This window comes from Pseudomonas sp., assembly GCF_026224925.1.
In the GTDB taxonomy this organism is placed as follows: Bacteria; Pseudomonadota; Gammaproteobacteria; order Pseudomonadales; family Pseudomonadaceae; genus Aquipseudomonas.
Genome location: NZ_JAMFRV010000516.1, coordinates 1 through 18,286, shown reverse-complemented (window position 1 = coordinate 18,286; position 18,286 = coordinate 1). Strand labels below are relative to the sequence as shown.

Genomic DNA, 18,286 nt, shown 5'->3' with positions numbered 1-18,286 from the left:
GGCGCCATCGACTTCACCGTGTCAGCTGTGTTGTTCCGTGGCCAACGGGACGAGGAGGGCATTGATGAAGTCGGTCGTGCGCTGGTTGTGTTCTGCAGCGAGCTGGGCAAAGTCTTGTTCTAAGCCCTTTGCCGTTTTCAGCTTACCCAACGGGCATCACTCTTTAACCAGCAACAGACTGCCACCCAGCGGGCCACCACCTGCCGCAACAGTACTCACATTATGAGCCTTGGTTTGGCGACCTTCAGCGCGCCCCCAGAGTTGCAGGCAGGCTTCGTGTACATAACCGAGGCCGTGGGTGCGCCCGCCGGACAGTTGCCCACCATTGGTGTTGATCGGCAATTGGCCGTCCAGTGCAATCCGCTGACCGCCCTCGACGAAGGCGCCGCTGCCGCCAACGGGACACAGTCCCAACGCTTCCATCCAGATCATGGTCAGAATTGAAAATCCGTCGTACAACTGCGCCGAACCGACATCTGCAGGCGTGTAGTCGGTGCGCGACCACATCATCCGGCCGACATCGAATGCAGCCATTTGCGTCAGTGAAATCTGATCCCAAGACCACGGTTGGTTCAGCGCCGCGCCCATGGCTTCGATGCGGATTGGCGTGTGCCGGGTGTCCCTTGCTGCATCCTTGCGCGAAAGAATGATCGCGGTGGACCCATCGCAATGCACGTCGCAATCGAACATGCGCAGTGGCGTGGAGATCATGCGCGAGGCCATGTAGTCATCCATCGACATCGGCGTGCGATAAATCGCTTTTGGATTTCGCTGTGCATTTTGTCGGCAGGTCAGAGCAATCTGCGCCAATTGTTCTGGGCGGGTGCCGTATTCGTGAAAATGCCGTTGCGCGTATAACGCCATCAGGTTGATCCCCGACAGCACGTTGAACGGAGTAAACCACTGCCAGGCATAGCTGCTGTCTCGACCTTGAGTCTTGCTGGTCAGCGACCCTACCTGTTTGTTATGCACCCGCGCTGAGGCTTCGGTGATGGTGCGGAACACCAGCACGTGCTTGCACAATCCGGCGGCAATTGCCATGGCGCCATTGATCATTCCCGCCAGCGGTCCTGGTCCTTCGTAGCCGGCACCGAACCAGTTGACGTTCAACCCCAGTGCGGTTTTCAGCGCCGTCGGGCCGACCGGTGAAAAGGGATCGCCATTGTGGTTATCGCCCGGCCAGCAGGCCACACCATCGATGTCCTTGCGTTCAAGCCCTGCGTCGGCAATAGCCTCAAGGCATGCATCGAGTGTCAGGCGCATGGCCGATTTATTCGACGGACGACCGACTTCCGACTGGCCGACACCGGTGATGGCAACCTGTTTCTCATAACGATGATCGAACATCATTGATCCTTCTCAAACAGCGGCAACCACACGTCTTCGACCTGCTCGAAGCGTACCTTTACCCGCATCCCTATTTTTACGATTTCCGGGTCACAGTTCACGACATTGCTCAAGAAGCGCAAACCGGGCTGCTCCAGCAGTTCAACGATGGCCACCACATAAGGGGCTTGCAGTTCCGGGGTCCAGGCTTGGTGGTTGACGGTAAAACTCGCCACCGAGCCTTTTCCAGACAGGGGGCGCGGCGCAACGTCAAAGCTTGCGCATTGCGGGCACATCGGCGATGGCGGGTGAAAGAAGCGCGCGCAGGCATCGCAATGATGAATCAGCAATTTTCCCTGCTCGCCACCTTGCCAAAAGGCGCGGTTGTCGGCATTGAGGGCGGGTAATTTTCTGGGCATAGGCGTCCGGTTTCGTTTGGTTTTTGTTGATTCAGGACAACGAAGCAACAGTATCATTTGTACATATTTTTAAAAAGTGTCATATATTAATCCAAGGCCTCGCTCACCCAACGGGTGGCACCCACAACAATAAGAGGATTTTGCGATGTCCAGTTCTGCTCCGGACAAGGCACTTCATGACACGTCTTTACACGACAAAGTCATTGTCGTAACCGGTGGTTTCGGTGTGCTAGGCAGCACGCTCGGCCAACAATTACTTGAACGTGGTGCTCGCATCGCGTTACTCGATCGGACCGATCGGCCGTCCAACAACCCGGCAGACAGCGCGAATGAGCTGGCACTGGGCGCTGTTGATCTGAGTTCGGAGGCGTCAGCCCAGTCCGCACTGAAGCAGGTCGCCGAGTATTTCGGGCGCATAGACGGCCTGGTCAACGTCGCGGGTGGTTTTGCCTGGGAAACCCTGGAGGAGGGCAGCCTCGCCACCTGGGATCGGCTGTACCAGATGAACCTACGCACGGCTGTGGTGGCGTCCCAAGCGGTATTGCCGCACTTGAGCGAGAAGGGTGGGCGAATCGTTAATATCGGCGCACAAGCTAGCCTCAAGGCGGGTATGGGCATGGGCGCCTACGCGGCGTCGAAAGCAGGAGTCGCCCGGCTCACAGAAGCCCTGGCTGAAGAACTCAAGGATCGCCGGATCACCGTGAACGCGGTACTGCCGAGCATCATCGACACCCCAACCAATCGCAAAGACATGCCTGATGCCGACTTCAGCCGTTGGGTCAGTCCGGCGCAACTGACCGCCGTGATCGCTTTCCTGTTATCTGACGCTGCTGACGCCGTGACTGGCGCTAGCCTGCCGGTGAGTGGCCGCGTATGAGACTGGTGACCTTTACCCGTGGCGACGGCGTCGAGCGTGCCGGGGCGTTGTTTGACAAGGACCAATCGGTCATTGACTTGCAAGTTGCTTATCAGCAGGTTCAGGGCCGTGAGTCTGGCGAACTGAGCAGCGTGCTGAAGCTGGTGGAAGGCGGTGAAGCCGCGCTGGAGCTTGCCCGTTCACTGCTCAGCAAAGCCCCCACGGCAGCAGTGTTCGAGCGCGCCAGCGTCAAGCTGCGAGCGCCGATTCAGCCGCCGCCGCAAATGCGCGACTGCTCGTGTTTCGAACTTCATCTGCGCCAGGCATTTGCTGCCGCCCGGCGCTCCCGTGCGTTGCGTACCGAAGACCCGGAAGCGACGTTGAAGGCGATGAACACCCGCGCCGATGACCGAGTGATCGAGACCTTCAACCGCCAGCCCATTTACTACAAATGCAACCGCTTCGCCGTGATTGGTATTGACGACGAATTTCAGTGGCCAAGTTTTAGCCGGGCACTGGATTTCGAGTTGGAGTTCGGTTGCTACATTGGCAGGCGCGGCAAGGACATTTCCCGCGAGAACGCGCGCGAACATATCGTGGGTTACACCATCTTCAATGACATGAGCGCCCGCGACGCCCAAGCCCTGGAGATGCCAGGCATGCTCGGCCCTGCCAAGAGCAAGGACTTTGACACGGCCAACATCATGGGGCCGTGCCTGGTGACCGCTGATGAGTTGGGTGACCCCTATGACCTGAACATGGTCGCGCGGGTCAACGGTGAAGAGTGGGGGCGCGGCAATACCCGCGACATGCGTTGGCAATTCGAAGACGTGATAGCCCATGTTTCACGTTCCGAAACCCTACATCCCGGCGAGTTTCTCGGCTCCGGAACAGTCGGCAACGGCTGTGGCCTGGAGCAGTTGCGCTACTTGAAGCCGGGTGACGTGGTGGAGCTGGAGGTCGACGGCATCGGCATCTTGCGAACCCAGGCGGGTTCGGCGCTTCGCTAATTCGAAGATCGTTTACCTTAGGTAAAACGACAGTTATGTACATTATTTATGAAAGTGTCTTATATTCAATCGGCTTAAATCGCCGTGACACCCTGAGCAGGAGGCAATCATGCTAACAAGAACAAGCCCCATATTGTCTGACGGAACAAAAGTATCCGACCTCATTTATCCCTCGTCCCGCGAAGTGCAGATGCGCGTGCTGTCGGACCGGGAAATCTATGAGATCGAGATGGAGAAAATTTTCGGCAAGATTTGGGTCCTCTTGGGCCATGAGTCGGAAATCCCTAATTCTGGTGACTTCATGGTCCGTGACTTGGGTTCCGACTCGGTCATCGTGACTCGTGACAAGGCGGGTGAAGTCTTCGTCTCGCTAAACGTTTGCCCACACCGCGGTATGCGCATCAGCACCGCAGATTGCGGTAATACGCAAATTCATAAATGCATTTACCACGGCTGGGCATTCCGTCCAAACGGCGACTTCATCGGTTCGCCGGTCGAGCGCGAGTGCATGCACGGCAAAATGCTGCCCAAGGAAAAGCTGGGCCTGCGCCAAGCGCGGGTCACGCTGTACGGCGGCTTGATCTTCGCCACCTGGAACATCGAAGGCCCGTCGTTCGACGAATTCCTTGGTGATGCCAAGTGGTATTACGACATGCTGTTCTGCCGTTCCGATAAAGGCATGGAAGTGCTGGGTCCGCCACAGCGTTTCATCGTCAACGCCAACTGGAAAACTGCTGGCGAGCAATCTGCTGCGGATGGTTTCCACACCCTGACCTTGCACCGCTGGTTAGGTGAAGTCGGTAACTACGCGAAAAAAGATGAAAACGGCCAGAGCGCTGACCTGAGTCCAGAGATGTATGGCGTAGAAATCAGCTCGCCACACGGTCACGCCCTGCGCTGCATTGATCTGGCGCGCAAGATCAAACGCCTGACCGGCCTTGATCCTGAAACCCTGACCGTCCAGCAAAAGCTCGAAGCACTGCCACCGGCCGGGATGACGGGTGACATGGTCGAACAACTGGCGCGCAACCTGACTGAAGATCAACTCAAAGTTCTGACCACTATGCCGCCGCAAGTGGGCGGGATGTTCCCCAATATTCTGTTTGGCTTCGTCTACATTCCGCAGCCGGACGGCACTGTGGTCGGGTCGATGACGCTGCACGCTTACGTGCCACAGGGCCCGGACAAGCTGGAATTCGTCAACTGGGTGTTTGCCGAAAAGGACGCGTCGCCAGAACTGCGTGAGAAGATGCTCAAGCAGACTATTCAGCTGTTTGGCACCTCGGGCATGGTTGAGCAAGACGACTCCGACACGTGGCCGCACATGACCCAAGCTGCAAAAGGCGCGATGGGTCGCAAGAGCACGCTTAAGTATCAGGCCGTGTTCGAAACCGGCGCACCTGAAGGCTGGCCAGGTCCGGGCATCGTTAACGAAGGCTTCACCAAGGACGATACCCAGTGGCACTGGTGGCTGTATTGGCACGAACTGATGACCGCGCCTACTGATGACGAAGGCCGGCAATGAAGCGCGGTTGCTGCAAGGCTCCCAACAACAATAAAACTCGGGAATATATTCATGTCTGAAGCTCAATTGGCTGAGACCCGGCCGGTGGATGTTCAACAGCGTACAGCCGAGCACGTGCAACCTGGCTCGCCGCTGGGTATCAAGCGCGTGCCAGTGGGTTCACCGGTTTATAACGACGTGGTGACCTTTCTGTATGAAGAGGCCACGTTGCTCGACCAGATCCGCCTGCAGGAGTGGTCCGCACGCTTGGCCACCGATTTGATCTACACCGTGCCACTGCGCCAGACGCGTACGGCGGCGGAACTGTCGACCACCATCGTGCGTACGGTTCAGCATTATCACGATGACTACCGTTCGATTCTGGGACGGATTCTGCGTCTGTCGGGCAAAAGTGCCTGGGCCGAAGATCCACCGTCGCGCACGCGGCGGTTGGTGACCAACGTGTTTGTCGAGGAAACGGCGAAGCCTGACGAGTTCATCGTCACCAGTTACTTGCTGCTGACCCGCAGCCGCTTCAAAGAACACCATGTCGACATCATCAGCGGTGAGCGGCGTGACCTGCTTCGGTTCGGTGATGATGGGATCAAGCTGGCGCGGCGGGAAGTGATTCTTGACCAAGCGGTGCTTGGCACGCCGAATCTGGCGGTGTTTTTGTAGATAGCCAACTTGTTGGCGAGAGCTTGAAGCGGTGTGTCTGATACACCGCTTCCCGAATGAATTCGGTCCCACAGGTGATATGCGATTCACCCTGTGGGACCGAATTCATTCGGGAAGGGAGCAGTGCGGTGTTTCAGATGTGAATGGCTGGTTTAGCCATTCCTGATCCTCAGCACACAACGCCTCACCCGACTCATGAAAACTCCAGGTCGAGCCCTTGATTCTTAACGCGTCAGGGGCGCGGCTGCTTTGTTGGCTGTAACAGCGGTCGGTGCTAGAGGCGTGCACCTGTGCGTCGAGATTGTACACCCGGCCCATGGAAATCATCGTACAGCGGCGCAATAACAGCGCGGCTTCTGCTTCGTCTGCGCTCAGCGCTCCTAACGCCCAGCGCGCCATGCCTTCGCGCAGGTTGATACCGGTGAACGGGTCTGGGCCTTCGATTTGCATACCCTGAGTGACCCACGCCAAAAATGGTACACCGTTGAGTTGCAAGCTCGGTTCAGTACGGTCATTGACCCGCAACGGCACCTGAATGTCATAACGACGGACCTGCGGCGGGCGCAATGCAGCGGCGAGCGCCAGCCCAGCCAAGTCGAGCAGGTGCGTGCATTGATGCTGGGCGTCAGTTTGACGGGTGACCGAGTGAGCAATGGGCGACAAGCGCATACCTATCAAGTCACGCAATGGTTCGGTGGCTTGCGGACAGGCAGAGTAGGGAAAACGCAGGGCTTCTCCGGTGATGACGATCAGCGTCTGATGATCGTGCCGCAGGTGCACGCGGAAATGATGGAAGTCGTCTTCCAGCGCCGCACGGACTTCGCCCTGATCTCCTTGGGCGGTCGATACAATCTCCACTCGACGACGAAATGTACTCATCAGGATTTATCCTTTTAGGCCAGGCCGGATCTGTTTTTATGAGGTATAGTTGAACACTAAAATAGAATATGTTCATTAAAATATCTCCATTAAAAATGTACCGAAACATCCATCTTGCTTGAACAACAATAAAAGGAGCGGCTAATGGGCCTGCTGCGAGAACAAGTGGCGTTGATCACCGGTGCCGGTGGTGGGATTGGACGTGGGGTGGCCCTGAGCTTCGCCAAAGAGGGCGCTGCGGTGGTGGTTGCCGAACTGGACGAGGTCAGTGGTGCGGCGGTCGCTGAGGAATTACGAGCACTGGGTGCTCAGGCGGTGTTTATCAGGACCGACGTCAGTAAGAAAGCGGATATCGAAGCGGCCATCGCGGCGGCAGTCAGCCACTTTGGCGGGCTGGATATTCTGGTCAACAACGCTTTCGCGCCGACCCCGAATGTACTGCTCGAAGAAAAAACCGACGCCATGCTTGAACAGACGCTTAACTCCACCGTCTGGGCCGCCTGGTGGTCGATGAAAGCTGCATTGCCGCACATGCAAAAACGTGGCGGTGGCAAGATCATCAACTTTTATTCGATCGACACCGAGATCGGCGCATGGCTGCATGGCGACTACAACACTGCAAAAGCGGCGATCGTCGGTTTGACCCGCAGTGCGGCGGCAGAATGGGGGCGCTTCAATATTCGCGTGAATGCCATCGCGCCAACGGCCATGGGTGCGACGTTTTTTAAACTGGCGGAAGAAAACCCAGGATTTGCGGAAATGTCGGCGTCTATGCGTCCGTTGGGTCGTTGTGGTGAACCGGAAGCAGATATCGGCCCGGTGGTGGTGTTCCTGGCATCGGAGATGTCGCGCTTCATGACCGGTGAGACATTGCACGTTGATGGCGGCTTACACCTGCCAGGCTACAACTCACGGCCCAAGCATATTCCTGCTCGGGAGTATTGAGAGAGAAAGCGGGGGCAGGCAGCATAGCCTGCCCCCCCGTGGGACCGAATTCATTCGGGAAGGCGTTGTGTCAGGCGCAGACGATGCCGGATGTTTAGGCACTCCCGAATAAATTCGGTCCCACAGGTAATTACCAATTGCGCGGCGTGCCTGACACACCGCGCCAACTCTTAGCGCTTGGCGACTTTGATATCGGTATCGTCCAGGTCCCAGGTGTTCGCGGTCTTGCCTTCATCGCGCAGCAAGTATTTGAGCACCCGGCCTTGGGGGTTTTTCGGCAGGCTGGTGCGGAATTCGATATAGCGCGGCAGTGCGTAGTACGGCACTGCGTCTGCCGCCCAGCGAAACAGATCCTCCTGACTCAGTTCAGCACCTTCGTGCAGTACCGCAGTGACTTTGACGTCATCTTCACCCTTATCCGATGGCACGGCATGCACCGCCACTTCGGACAAGGCCGGGTGCACCGCGAACGCAGCTTCCATTTCGAAGCTGGATATATTCTCGCCACGCCGACGCAGGTAATCCTTTTTCCGGTCCACGAAATAAAAGAAACCGTCGTCATCGAACTTGCCCACGTCGCCAGTGTGGAACCACATATTGCGCATCAGCTTGTGCGTGTCCTCCGGGCGCCGCCAGTAACCTTGGAACATGATGTCCGGACACAGTGGCCGAACCACGATTTCGCCTGGCGTATTAACGGGTACCTCCTGATCCATCTCGTCAAAGATCCGTACATCGAAATCGGCGATGCGTTTACCCGATGATCCCGGTGCCGCGTATTCGCCGGCCGCCAGCGAGGTGATGACACAGGCTTCGGTCAAGCCATAGCCGTTGCCACCCACCAGTTTGGTGCCGAAGCGTTCGCGCCAGATCTTTTTGGTTTCTTCGGTGTACGGGTTGCCGCGTGCGGTATGGATCTGGCCCTTGCAGCGCAGCATGGCGTCGTTGTCCGGTGCCTGGGCCAGCAAGCCGCCCATGCCGCCGAGAATCGAGGCGATGGTCGCGCCGGAGCGTTCGACTTCTTGCCAGAAGTTAGAGACCGAGAACCGCGGGAGGATCACGGCGCGCGCGCCCACCAGAATGCTGGCGATGATGCTCACGCACAGGGCGTTCATGTGAAACAGCGGCAGCGGGGTGATAGTGACGTCGTTTTCACTGGCAGGGCCTGCGCGTAATTGCAGGCGGGCCAGGTTACACATGAAGTTATAGCTAATCATGCAGCCCTTGGAAGGGCCGGTGGTGCCAGAGGTGTAGATCAAACATGCGAGATCGGCCGGCTGGGGTTTGACCGCCAATGGCGTGTCATCGCTGCCGCGATAGAGGTCCAGCGGTTCGATAGCGATAGAGGCGGCAGGCAGCTCGCCCAGCTCTTTACCGGCCGACACTCGAAACAGGATGCGTTTCACGTCAGTCAGTTGTTCGGCGATGGCCGCCATGCGCGGCAGATAGTCAGCTTCACAGATCACCAGCTGGGTGCCGGTATCGGCCACCTGATGGCGCAGGAATTCGCCCTTGAGCGCGGTATTGATTGGCACGCTGACGGCACACAGCTTATTGATCGCCAGCCAAGTGATCACGGCATCGACGTTGTTGTCGAGCATGGTCAACACGGTATCGCCGGCTGCTATGCCTTGAGCGGCCAGCGCATTGGCCATTCGTGTAGAAAGACGATCAATTTCTAGATAAGTGTACAACTCTCCACTGAAATCCAGCATGACCTTATCTGGAAGCCTCGCTACCACACGGTCCAGTGCTGAGATAACCGTGTCTCTTTCTCCAACCGCCCACGTCTCCGGATTTCCAGTGCCGCTCATAGCTATACTCCTTTTTTGGGGTCCTCCCAGCGATAGGGTGCCCGATTTTATTTTCAATATAGAATGGCATTCTAAATAGGAATTTACTAAATGTCTTTAGTCAAAAGTTGAACAAAAACCTCCGTTCGTGCTTATTTCCTATGCTAACGTGGTCACTTGAATTATCCACGGGTCTTTACATTCATGCCGATACGCGCAAATCAATTGGCCGAAGCTGCCGCTCCTGACGCTGTTCCTAAGGCCAAAAAAAAAGCCGTCGTGGCGGAAAAAAAGCCTAAGGTCACTCGTAAATCTGTTGCTGACAGCACGGCGCCAGCCAATAAGGTCAAGCCGAACCGTCGTTCAGAAGAGACCATCGCCAACATTCTTGCCGCCACCGGTGAAGTGGTGTTGCAGTCCGGTGCTGACCGCATCTCGATTCTCGACGTGTGCAAGGTTGCGAGCATTTCTCGCGGCACCTTCTATCGCTACTTTTCCTCCCAGGAAGACTTGCTCGATACCTTTTCCCGGCATCAGCGCGACAGCTTCCACACCTCGTTGACCGCGGCGTTAAGCGGAATTGACGAACCCGAGGCGCGGCTCAATGCGTTGTTTGCTTACATCGACAACTACCTTGAGAAAAGCCGCGCCCGGCGCTTGCTGGTGGTGGCGCCGGACTATGCCCTGGGCTTCTTTCGCAGAATTTTTCATGACTCCATTGTGCGTTTCCAGGACGTGCTGGATATCGTCTTTGACGAGTGGGACAAGCGCCTTGGCGTACGTCTGGACCGGGAGTTGATCTGCGAAATGGTCATCCGGTATGTACTCAGTGAAATCCTTGTGCCGGAAAGTGCTAGTCGTCGTTTGTTGCCAGTTCGATTGAAAAAGTTGCTGGCTGCGCTGACGATGGGCTCCACTTCCCGCACCCGACGCTGAGCATGTTGATTTAGACACGACATCGCATAACAAAACCGCCATTTCTGACAGGAGATGGCGGTTTTTTTTCGTCTTGTTTTTTTAATAATCCACTCTTCACGGGCAATTTCGCGCGTTTTAAGCAGCGCGAGACATTCCCTGCAGCGCTCTGGACCGGGCGTTTACGTCGTCTCGGTAAAATAAATTGAACAGTATTTTGATTTATGCTCAATTTAATTTTATGCTCAGGTCTCGCAGTCACCCAGAACAATCACAAAAAACGTTAAGTTCTTACCTCGAGGTCCCTGATTATGCTTATTGACCTGCACGCTCACGCACCGCTTCCTGGCTACTACAACCAGCACCCGCACTGGGGGCCTTTTTTTGAAGCCTGTGACGATGGCGACATTCGTCTGCGGGTTGGCAAATGGGTACTTACCCTGGGCTCACCGGAACGCAAGGCGGCTGTTCGCGCCGGAAATGGCTTGAAACTCGAGGAGTACATGGCGCGTTGGGCAGACCCTAAAGTCCGTCTTGCCGGCATGGATGCTGCCGGTCAGAACCTGCAAGTGGTCTCGGTACCGTCGCATTGCTACATGTACTGGACCGAAGCCGAATATGCAGTGCCGTATGCACGCACCGTTAACGACACCTTTGCTGAATATTGCTCGGCGGCCCCTGATCGCTTGATGTTCTGGGCTCACGCACCACTTAATTCGCCAAAAGAAGCAGCTATTGAACTGCATCGTGCCTGCACTCAATTGGGCGCTAAAGGGTTGTCCGCAGGGGGCGCCAACTTTGGTGGCCTGGAGTTTGATTCCCCTGAGCTGGACCCGGTGTGGAAGGTACTTTGCGACCTCGACCTGCCGATGTTCATCCACGGCTACAACCAGTCAGTAACGTGGGGTGACCGCGCTAACGAGGACCGTTACGAAACCACCGCCATTGTCGGCATGCAGTACGACGAGACCCGCTGCTTCTGGAACCTGATCTGCGGTGGCGTGCTCGACCGCTTCCCGAACCTCAAGGTCTACATCACCCACGGTGGCGGCTACGTGCCTTACCAGCTGGGGCGTTTGGCGCAAACCAACAAAAACCTCGACGTGGTACACAATAAACGTCCAGTGCTCGACTACATGAAGAACTTCTACTTCGACGTCGAACTGCATGAATTGCCGATGCGCCAAGCGTTGATTGAAGTCGTGGGCGCGGACCAAATGCTCTACGGCAGTAACTTTGGTGGCAGCGACGCCGTCCGTCACGACCTCACCGACGGCCTCAGGATTTCGGACGCTGATCTGCAAAAAATCCGCTGGCAGAACGCGTGCAAGCTGTTGCACCTTGATCCTGCGAAAATCGGCCAGGTGACGCCGGCCAAGGTCGCGGTCTGATGAAACTTGCGCGCTGTTCATATTTCGACACCGGCGTGTTCTGGGGTGTAGTCGACGTCCAGCAAGACATGGTCACGCCTATCGCTGGTGACTTTACTTCCTGGGCGCCGAAAGTCGCCCGGGGCGCAGGCATCAGTGCACTGCGCTTTGCAGGTCCACCCTTACCCTTGTCCAAAGTGCAGTTACTGCCGCCCATCGAACCGGTTAATCGGGTGGTGGTGGCTGGGGCGAACTATGCCAAGCATTTGGTCGAGTTCGGCCTTGCGCCGCCGTCACAGCCGGTGGCGTTCCTTAAGGCTTACGGCGCGCTGATCGGCGCCCATGATTCGATTCGATTTCCACCGCTGACCAACGAGTTGGACCATGAGGTTGAATTGGTCGCTGTGATCGGCAGCGACGAAGTCGACCTCGACAATCCACTGGGTTGCGTGCTCGGCTACACCGTTGGCAATGACGTTAGCGCCCGTGACTTGCAGCGCAGTGGTCCGGTCGGTATTGGCATGGATCTGTTCGCGGCAAAAAGCCAGGACCGCACCACCGGCTTGGGTCCATGGGTGGTGACCAAAGATGAGTTTGGCGAAGGTTCTCCAACGCTGCGCTTAGTACTTAAAGTCAACGGCGAAATCCGTCAGGACGGCACCACGGCCGACATGACCTGGGACGTAGGCCAATTAATCGCGTTCGTGCAGCAACGCTCCAGTTTTGCCTGTGGTGATGTGCTGTTCACCGGCTCGCCTGCTGGTGTCGGCATGGGCACTGGGCTGTTTCTCAAGCCGGGCGATGTGGTCGAAGCAAGCATCGACGGCATCGGCACCTTGCGCAACGTTGTGGGTGAAAAAACCGCCGCTTATTCGAAGGTCTCCGCATGAGTATTCACATGAATTCCGACAAGCCAGACAAGATCGTCGTGGTCGGCGCCGGGTTGATGGGCACCGGGATTGCCCACGGATTCGCCAGTTCAGGCTTTCAGACCTTTCTGGTGGACACCAATGCAGAGTCGCTCGCCAAAGCCAAAAGTAACATCGAGAAGATCCTCAACGATGGGGTGAAACTCGGCAAGGTCAGCGCGGAACAGGCGCAGGCTTCGTTCGCTAATTTGCTGACCTGCAGTGATTTGAATGAAGCAGCCATCGGCGCCAATTGGCTGGTGGAAACGGTCTCTGAGCAACTGGCGGTAAAAAAAGCCATCGTCACCATGGCCGCGCCTTTGTTGGCGGAAAACGCAATCATCGCGACCAACACTTCAGCCCTGAGCGTCACTGAAATCGCGGCCTCAGTGAGCAGTGCCGACCGCGTGATCGGTATGCATTTTTTCAACCCGGTTCACAAAATGAAACTGGTGGAGTTGGTTCGCGGTTTGGCCACCAGCGACGACACCGTGGCGCGCACTCGCGCACTCTGCGATGCCATGGGCAAAACCTCGATTGTGGTCAATGAATCACCGGGGCTGACCACCAGCCGTATGTCGGCGATGCTCGGTAACGAAGCGATGTACATGCTGCAAGAAGGCATTGCCACCGCTGAAGACATCGACACCGCGCTGCGCATGGGCTTCAACCATCCAATGGGTCCGCTGGAGTTGGGTGACCTGACGGGCTGGGACACGCGCCTGGCAGTGCTGCGTTACCTGCATCAGACCTTGGGTGAGAAGTTTCGCCCGTGCCCGTTGATCATCAAGATGGTGGCGGCGGGGCGCCTCGGTCGTAAAACCGGGCACGGTGTCTATCGCTACGAAGACAACAAAGCTGTGCCAGGCAGTGGCTTGAAAGCGAGCGCGCTATGAAAGATATCGTGATTGTCGACGCAGTGCGCACTCCGGTTGGCCGCTTTCGCGGTCGGCTGGCCGGGGTGCGCGCCGACCACTTGGGTTCACTGGTGATCAGCGCACTCATGGAGCGTAACGACCTGTCGCCCGCGTTAGTGGATGACGTCATTTTTGGCAACGTGACGCAAATCGGCGAGCAGTCAGCGAATATCGCCCGTACTGCGCTGCTCGGCGCAGGCTGGCCAGTGACCATTCCAGGGCTGACCATTGACCGTAAATGCGGCTCAGGTGAGGTTGCGGTGCACATGGCTGCCGGCTCGATTGCCGCCGACATGGCGGAAATTGTGGTTGCCGGCGGCGCCGAAAACATGAGTCGCGTGCCCATGGGCAGCAACCGCGATCTACACGGCGAAGCCTTCGGTTGGATGGCCAGTGAGCGTTACGAGTTGACCAGCCAGGGCGAGGCGGCCGAACGGATTGCTGACAAGTGGTCTCTGAGTCGTGATGCACTGGATGACTATGCGTTCGCCAGTCATCAACGGGCTGCTCAAGCCAGCGATGCCGGTTACTTCGACAGCCAGATCATCGCGGTGCCAGTAGAGCAGTTGCGTGAAAAAAACCTGAGCGAGCCGGTTGATCCCCTGACGTCTGATGAAACCATTCGCCGTGATACATCAAGGGAAAAGCTGTCGACCTTGAAGACCAGTTTTCGTCCCGATACCGGAAAGATTACCGCAGGTAACTCGTCGCAGATCTCCGACGGTGCGGCGGCTTTGCTGGTGATGAGCGCCGACACCGCACGCCAACACGGACTGAAACCCCGTGCTCGGATCGTGGCCTTTACCACCGTCGGTGCTGATCCTACATTAATGCTTACCGGTCCCATCACGGCGACCGCAAAGGTGCTGAAAAAAGCTGGGCTTAGCATTAACGACATTGACCTGTTTGAGGTCAATGAAGCCTTTGCTTCAGTACCCTTGGCCTGGATGCATGAGACGGGCGTCAGTCATGACCGTTTGAACGTCAATGGCGGCGCCATTGCACTGGGTCATCCGTTGGGTGCCAGCGGTGCTCGATTGATGACCACCTTGCTCTATGAGCTGGAACGACGCGGTGCCCGTTATGGCTTACAGGCTATCTGCTGTGCCGGTGGCATGGGCACGGCAACCATCATTGAACGGCTTGATTGAACCCTATGTCGCGAATTCAGCCGATACCGCTGGACGAATTGTCGGCCGATTTACAGGCCGCCATCGCGCGCGGCCAATCCAGCCGCATGCTCAGCAACACGCGCCCGGTGCAAGTCTGGGCGCATCGACCTGCGGTGGCCTTAGCCTGGCTCGGGTTGATGGAAAGCCTACACAACGACAGCCTGCTTGATGAGCGCCTGCGAGAATTGGTGCGTTTGAAGATTGCCAGCCTGACTCAATGCCAGGCGTGTCAGTTGGCGCGTAAGTCGGATCAGGTCGATGAGCAGGACATCGCGTGCATCAGTTCCGACAGCGAGCACTTCAGCCCGGCAGAGCGCGCCGCGATGATGTTTGCCGAGCTGTTCGCCAGTGACTATCAGTCCATTGACGACGAGCATTTCACCCGGCTGAACGAGTTCTTTTCTACCGAGCAGGTGGTCGAACTGAACCTGTATTGCGCGTTGATGCTGGCCGGCGGGCGCATGACGTATGTGCAGCAAGCGTACTGAAGCATCAGAAATAATCAGTAATGAGTCATATTACAAATAACCGTTCAACTATCGGTTGCATGCGCCTAGTATCGGTTGCGGTGATGCCTACTATCCAATAGGTACCCGCTGCCATTGAACAATAACAAGGGAGATGATCATGTCCGTACATGGCCAAAGCAATCTGAACAAAGAATTCGCCAACGTCGCCAGCAACTATCGGGGCAGCGACGTGGATCTACAGGCTGTTTACGCGGACATGCGCAAAAACTCGCCGATCCTGGAGGGTAACTTCATGGCCAAGCTTGGAGTGCCGTCGATCGCCGGGCTAGACCCGAATCGGCCGACCTTCACGCTGTTTAAATACGATGACGTCATGGCGGTAATGCGCGACGCCAAAAGCTTTACCAGCGGCTTTATCGCTGAAGGATTGGGGGCATTCTTTGACGGTTTGATCCTGACCGCTATGGATGGCGACGCCCATAAGAATATTCGTAATCTGCTGCAGCCGGTGTTCATGCCGGAAACGGTCAATCGCTGGAAAGAAACCAAGATTGATCGGGTTATCCGCGAAGAGTACTTGCAGCCCATGGTTGCAGCGAAGTCGGCAGACCTGATGGAGTTTGCGCTGTATTTCCCTATCCGGGTGATTTACGCGCTGATCGGTTTTCCCGAAGACAAACCTGAAGAAATCGAGCAATACGCCGCCTGGGCACTGGCCATTCTGGCGGGCCCGCAGGTCGATCCCGAGAAAGCAGCCGCCGCCCGGGGTGCAGCGATGCATGCGGCCAAAGCCCTGTATGACGTGGTCAAAGTCGTGGTCGCGCAACGCCGGGCGGATGCCGAGGAGGGTGACGACTTGATCAGCCGGCTTATTCGCGCCGAGTACCAAGGCCGCTCGCTGGACGACCATGAAATCGCGACCTTTGTGCGCTCGTTGTTGCCCGCTGCCAGCGAAACCACGACCCGCACGTTTGGTACGTTGATGACCTTATTGCTAGAGCATCCAGACACTCTTGAGCGAGTTCGTAATGACCGCAGCCTGGTGAACAAGGCCATTGATGAGGCGGTGCGTTATGAGCCGGTGGCAACCTTCAAAGTCCGCCAGACCTCTGAAGACACGGTGATCCGTGGCGTTGCCATCCCTAAAGGCGCCATGGTGCAGTGCATCGTCTCGTCGGCCAACCGTGACGAAGACGCCTTCGAGAACGCTGACCGTTTTGACATTGATCGCAAGACCCGCCCCTCGTTTGGTTTTGGCTTCGGCCCGCACATGTGCATTGGCCAGTTCGTGGCCAAGACTGAGATCAGTTGCGCGCTCAACGCCATCCTCGATCTGATGCCGAACATCCGCCTGGACCCAAGCAAGCCGGCACCGAAAATCGTTGGTGCACAGCTACGTGGACCGCATGAGGTGCATGTGATCTGGGACTGATGCTTGTCCCGTATCAGCGGAACCCGCAGCGTAATGGTTGCGGGTTTTTTATTGGGTGAACACAAAGCATCCTGCAGAAATCTATGCATCCCCCGAAGCCCTGTGGGAGTCAAGCTTGCTTGCGAACGCCGCGACACGGTGTATCAGACATGCCGCGTCGCCTGCTTTCCCGAATGAATTCGGTCCCACAGACGTGGCGATATAGGCGTCAGACTTGCACCTCGAAGCCATCCGCGTAACAAATTAATATGAACACAATCAAATAAAGTGTTTAATTACTCGCAGCCGTGATCTATGATCGAGGCACAACAACAAACCCGTTGCGAAGGGGAAGAACAATGAAAATTGAAGATATGATTCTCGTCAGTGTCGATGACCACGCCATTGAGCCGCCTAATGCATTCGCGCGGCACATGCCGGATCGTTTCAAGGGCCGCGAGCCGCATGTGGTCAAGGTTGGCGAGCGTGATGTTTGGATGTTCGAGGACGTTGCTACCGGTTACATGGGTCTCAACTCGGTAGTCGGCAGACCGAAAGAAGAATACGGCATGGAACCGTTGGGCTACGACCAGATGCGTCGCGGAACCTGGAACATCAAGGACCGCGTCGATGACATGAACGCCAACGGCGTCCTGGGCTCGATGTGCTTCCCTACGTTCCCTGGCTTTGCTGGTCAGCGGTTCCAGAACCATGGCGATCGCGATGTCTCCCTCGCGGCGATTCGCGCTTACAACGACTGGCACCTATACGACTGGTGCAATGCCGCACCAGGCCGCTTCATTCCGTTGATGCTGGTGCCATGGTGGGACATGAACGCGGCGGTGGCTGAAGTCAAACGCCTGTCGGCACAAGGTGTACATGCCTTGTCCTTCTCGGATAACCCGGCGTTGATGGGCTTCCCATCAATCCACGATTCCTACTGGGATCCGCTGTGGAAAGTCTGCGCCGACAACAAGGTTGTGCTGTGCTGCCACATCGGCACCGGGGCCAAGGCCAATCACGCGTCAGACATGTCGCCGATCGATGCCTGGATCACCGCCATGCCGATTTCCATCGCCAACTCCGCTGCTGACTGGATCTGGGCGCCGATGTGGAAGAAATTCCCGGACCTGCGCATGGCCTTGTCCGAAGGCGGCATCGGCTGGATTCCGTACCTGCTGGAACGAGCTGACTTCACCCACCGTCACCACAGTGCTTGGACCAACGCCGACTTCGGCGGAAAAATGCCTAGCGACGTGTTCAAGAAGCACATCATCACCTGCTTCATTGAAGACAATTTCGGTCTTAAAAACCTCGAGGCAGTAGGTGAAGACATGGCGTGCTGGGAGAGTGATTACCCGCACTCCGATTGTACCTGGCCAAGCTCGCCGGAAACCACGTTTGACGGGCTCAAGCACTTGTCTGACAGCACCATCAACAAAGTCACCCACCTCAACGCCATGCGTGAGTTCTCGTACGATCCGTTCTCGATCATCCCTCGTGAACAGTGCACGGTCGGCGCATTGCGCGCTCAGGCCACGCACGTGATCACTGAGCCAGCACTGGGCCTCGGCGGCGCGGATTACACCCGTGCTGACGGCAAGCCGGTGACCTCTGGCGAAATCAACGCGATGTTCGCCAAGGCAGACGCACAGGCGGCGCTCTAAAACGCGCACAGCCTAAAACACAGCGGGCCGCTCCCATGCGGAGCGG

At 56.9% G+C, this 18,286-nt stretch carries 17 protein-coding genes and 1 pseudogene; 14 read left to right on the top strand and 4 right to left on the bottom strand.

The genetic code is table 11. The annotated features are described in order from the left end of the window. Positions 1 to 123 (top strand): annotated as a pseudogene (locus M0974_RS21955) (IclR family transcriptional regulator); the annotation flags it as partial. A gap of 33 nt (positions 124 to 156) precedes the next feature. Here the strand turns inward: M0974_RS21955 and M0974_RS21950 are convergent. Together M0974_RS21950 and M0974_RS21945 are read right to left on the bottom strand one after the other, a co-directional pair. Continuing rightward, positions 157 to 1,347, bottom strand: a complete 1,191-nt coding sequence (locus tag M0974_RS21950; protein ID WP_297841657.1) for a thiolase family protein — start codon at positions 1,345 to 1,347, stop codon at positions 157 to 159. Beyond that, entirely contained in the window at positions 1,347 to 1,745 is a 399-nt protein-coding gene (locus tag M0974_RS21945; protein WP_297841654.1) for a Zn-ribbon domain-containing OB-fold protein, read from the bottom strand. Before M0974_RS21945 ends, M0974_RS21950 begins: the two co-directional genes overlap by 1 nt. 145 nt (positions 1,746 to 1,890) lie before the next feature. Between M0974_RS21945 and M0974_RS21940 the strand changes: the two genes are divergently transcribed. From M0974_RS21940 to M0974_RS21925, 4 genes are all read left to right on the top strand, one after another. Next, positions 1,891 to 2,622, top strand: a complete 732-nt coding sequence (locus tag M0974_RS21940; protein WP_297841651.1) for an SDR family NAD(P)-dependent oxidoreductase — start codon at positions 1,891 to 1,893, stop codon at positions 2,620 to 2,622. Further along, entirely contained in the window at positions 2,619 to 3,611 is a 993-nt protein-coding gene (locus M0974_RS21935; protein ID WP_297841649.1) for a fumarylacetoacetate hydrolase family protein, read from the top strand. The genes M0974_RS21940 and M0974_RS21935 overlap by 4 nt, the downstream gene beginning before the upstream one ends. A 109-nt stretch (positions 3,612 to 3,720) precedes the next feature. Beyond that, positions 3,721 to 5,136: an aromatic ring-hydroxylating dioxygenase subunit alpha gene (locus M0974_RS21930; RefSeq protein WP_297841646.1), complete on the top strand. Its 1,416-nt coding sequence runs from the start codon at positions 3,721 to 3,723 to the stop codon at positions 5,134 to 5,136. Positions 5,137 to 5,187: 51 nt separating this feature from the next. Continuing rightward, entirely contained in the window at positions 5,188 to 5,793 is a 606-nt protein-coding gene (locus M0974_RS21925) for an aromatic-ring-hydroxylating dioxygenase subunit beta (RefSeq protein ID WP_297841643.1), read from the top strand. 105 nt (positions 5,794 to 5,898) lie between these two features. On the opposite strand, the gene M0974_RS21920 is transcribed toward M0974_RS21925, so the two are convergent. Continuing rightward, complete coding sequence (locus tag M0974_RS21920; protein ID WP_297841641.1) at positions 5,899 to 6,672, bottom strand: DUF2889 domain-containing protein; 774 nt, start codon at positions 6,670 to 6,672, stop codon at positions 5,899 to 5,901. A gap of 144 nt (positions 6,673 to 6,816) precedes the next feature. Between M0974_RS21920 and M0974_RS21915 the strand changes: the two genes are divergently transcribed. Further along, positions 6,817 to 7,617 carry an SDR family NAD(P)-dependent oxidoreductase gene (locus tag M0974_RS21915; RefSeq protein ID WP_297841638.1) on the top strand — a complete coding sequence of 267 codons (801 nt, stop codon included), beginning with the start codon at positions 6,817 to 6,819 and terminating at the stop codon, positions 7,615 to 7,617. Between the two features lie 170 nt (positions 7,618 to 7,787). Here the strand turns inward: M0974_RS21915 and M0974_RS21910 are convergent, their stop codons facing one another. Further along, positions 7,788 to 9,431, bottom strand: a complete 1,644-nt coding sequence (locus M0974_RS21910; protein ID WP_297841636.1) for an ATP-dependent acyl-CoA ligase — start codon at positions 9,429 to 9,431, stop codon at positions 7,788 to 7,790. Positions 9,432 to 9,614: 183 nt separating this feature from the next. Between M0974_RS21910 and M0974_RS21905 the strand changes: the two genes are divergently transcribed. The 8 genes from M0974_RS21905 (at position 9,615) to M0974_RS21870 (ending at position 18,240) form a co-directional block, all read left to right on the top strand. Further along, positions 9,615 to 10,346, top strand: coding sequence for a TetR/AcrR family transcriptional regulator (locus tag M0974_RS21905; protein ID WP_297841633.1), 732 nt, complete (start codon positions 9,615 to 9,617; stop codon positions 10,344 to 10,346). A 290-nt stretch (positions 10,347 to 10,636) separates the two neighbouring features. Then, on the top strand, positions 10,637 to 11,716 hold the full coding sequence (locus M0974_RS21900; RefSeq protein WP_297841630.1) for an amidohydrolase family protein: 1,080 nt from the start codon (positions 10,637 to 10,639) through the stop codon (positions 11,714 to 11,716). Then, positions 11,716 to 12,585: a fumarylacetoacetate hydrolase family protein gene (locus M0974_RS21895; protein WP_297841627.1), complete on the top strand. Its 870-nt coding sequence runs from the start codon at positions 11,716 to 11,718 to the stop codon at positions 12,583 to 12,585. The genes M0974_RS21900 and M0974_RS21895 overlap by 1 nt, the downstream gene beginning before the upstream one ends. 8 nt (positions 12,586 to 12,593) lie before the next feature. Continuing rightward, a complete protein-coding gene (locus M0974_RS21890) occupies positions 12,594 to 13,499 on the top strand; it encodes a 3-hydroxyacyl-CoA dehydrogenase (RefSeq protein ID WP_297841624.1) in 906 nt (301 codons plus the stop codon). Then, positions 13,496 to 14,671, top strand: a complete 1,176-nt coding sequence (locus tag M0974_RS21885) for a thiolase family protein (protein ID WP_297841621.1) — start codon at positions 13,496 to 13,498, stop codon at positions 14,669 to 14,671. The genes M0974_RS21890 and M0974_RS21885 overlap by 4 nt, the downstream gene beginning before the upstream one ends. A 5-nt stretch (positions 14,672 to 14,676) precedes the next feature. After that, on the top strand, positions 14,677 to 15,180 hold the full coding sequence (locus tag M0974_RS21880; RefSeq protein WP_297841618.1) for a carboxymuconolactone decarboxylase family protein: 504 nt from the start codon (positions 14,677 to 14,679) through the stop codon (positions 15,178 to 15,180). 139 nt (positions 15,181 to 15,319) lie between these two features. Next, positions 15,320 to 16,594 carry a cytochrome P450 gene (locus tag M0974_RS21875; protein WP_297841615.1) on the top strand — a complete coding sequence of 425 codons (1,275 nt, stop codon included), beginning with the start codon at positions 15,320 to 15,322 and terminating at the stop codon, positions 16,592 to 16,594. A 338-nt stretch (positions 16,595 to 16,932) separates the two neighbouring features. Beyond that, positions 16,933 to 18,240 carry an amidohydrolase family protein gene (locus tag M0974_RS21870; protein ID WP_297841612.1) on the top strand — a complete coding sequence of 436 codons (1,308 nt, stop codon included), beginning with the start codon at positions 16,933 to 16,935 and terminating at the stop codon, positions 18,238 to 18,240. Positions 18,241 to 18,286: the final 46 nt, after the last annotated feature.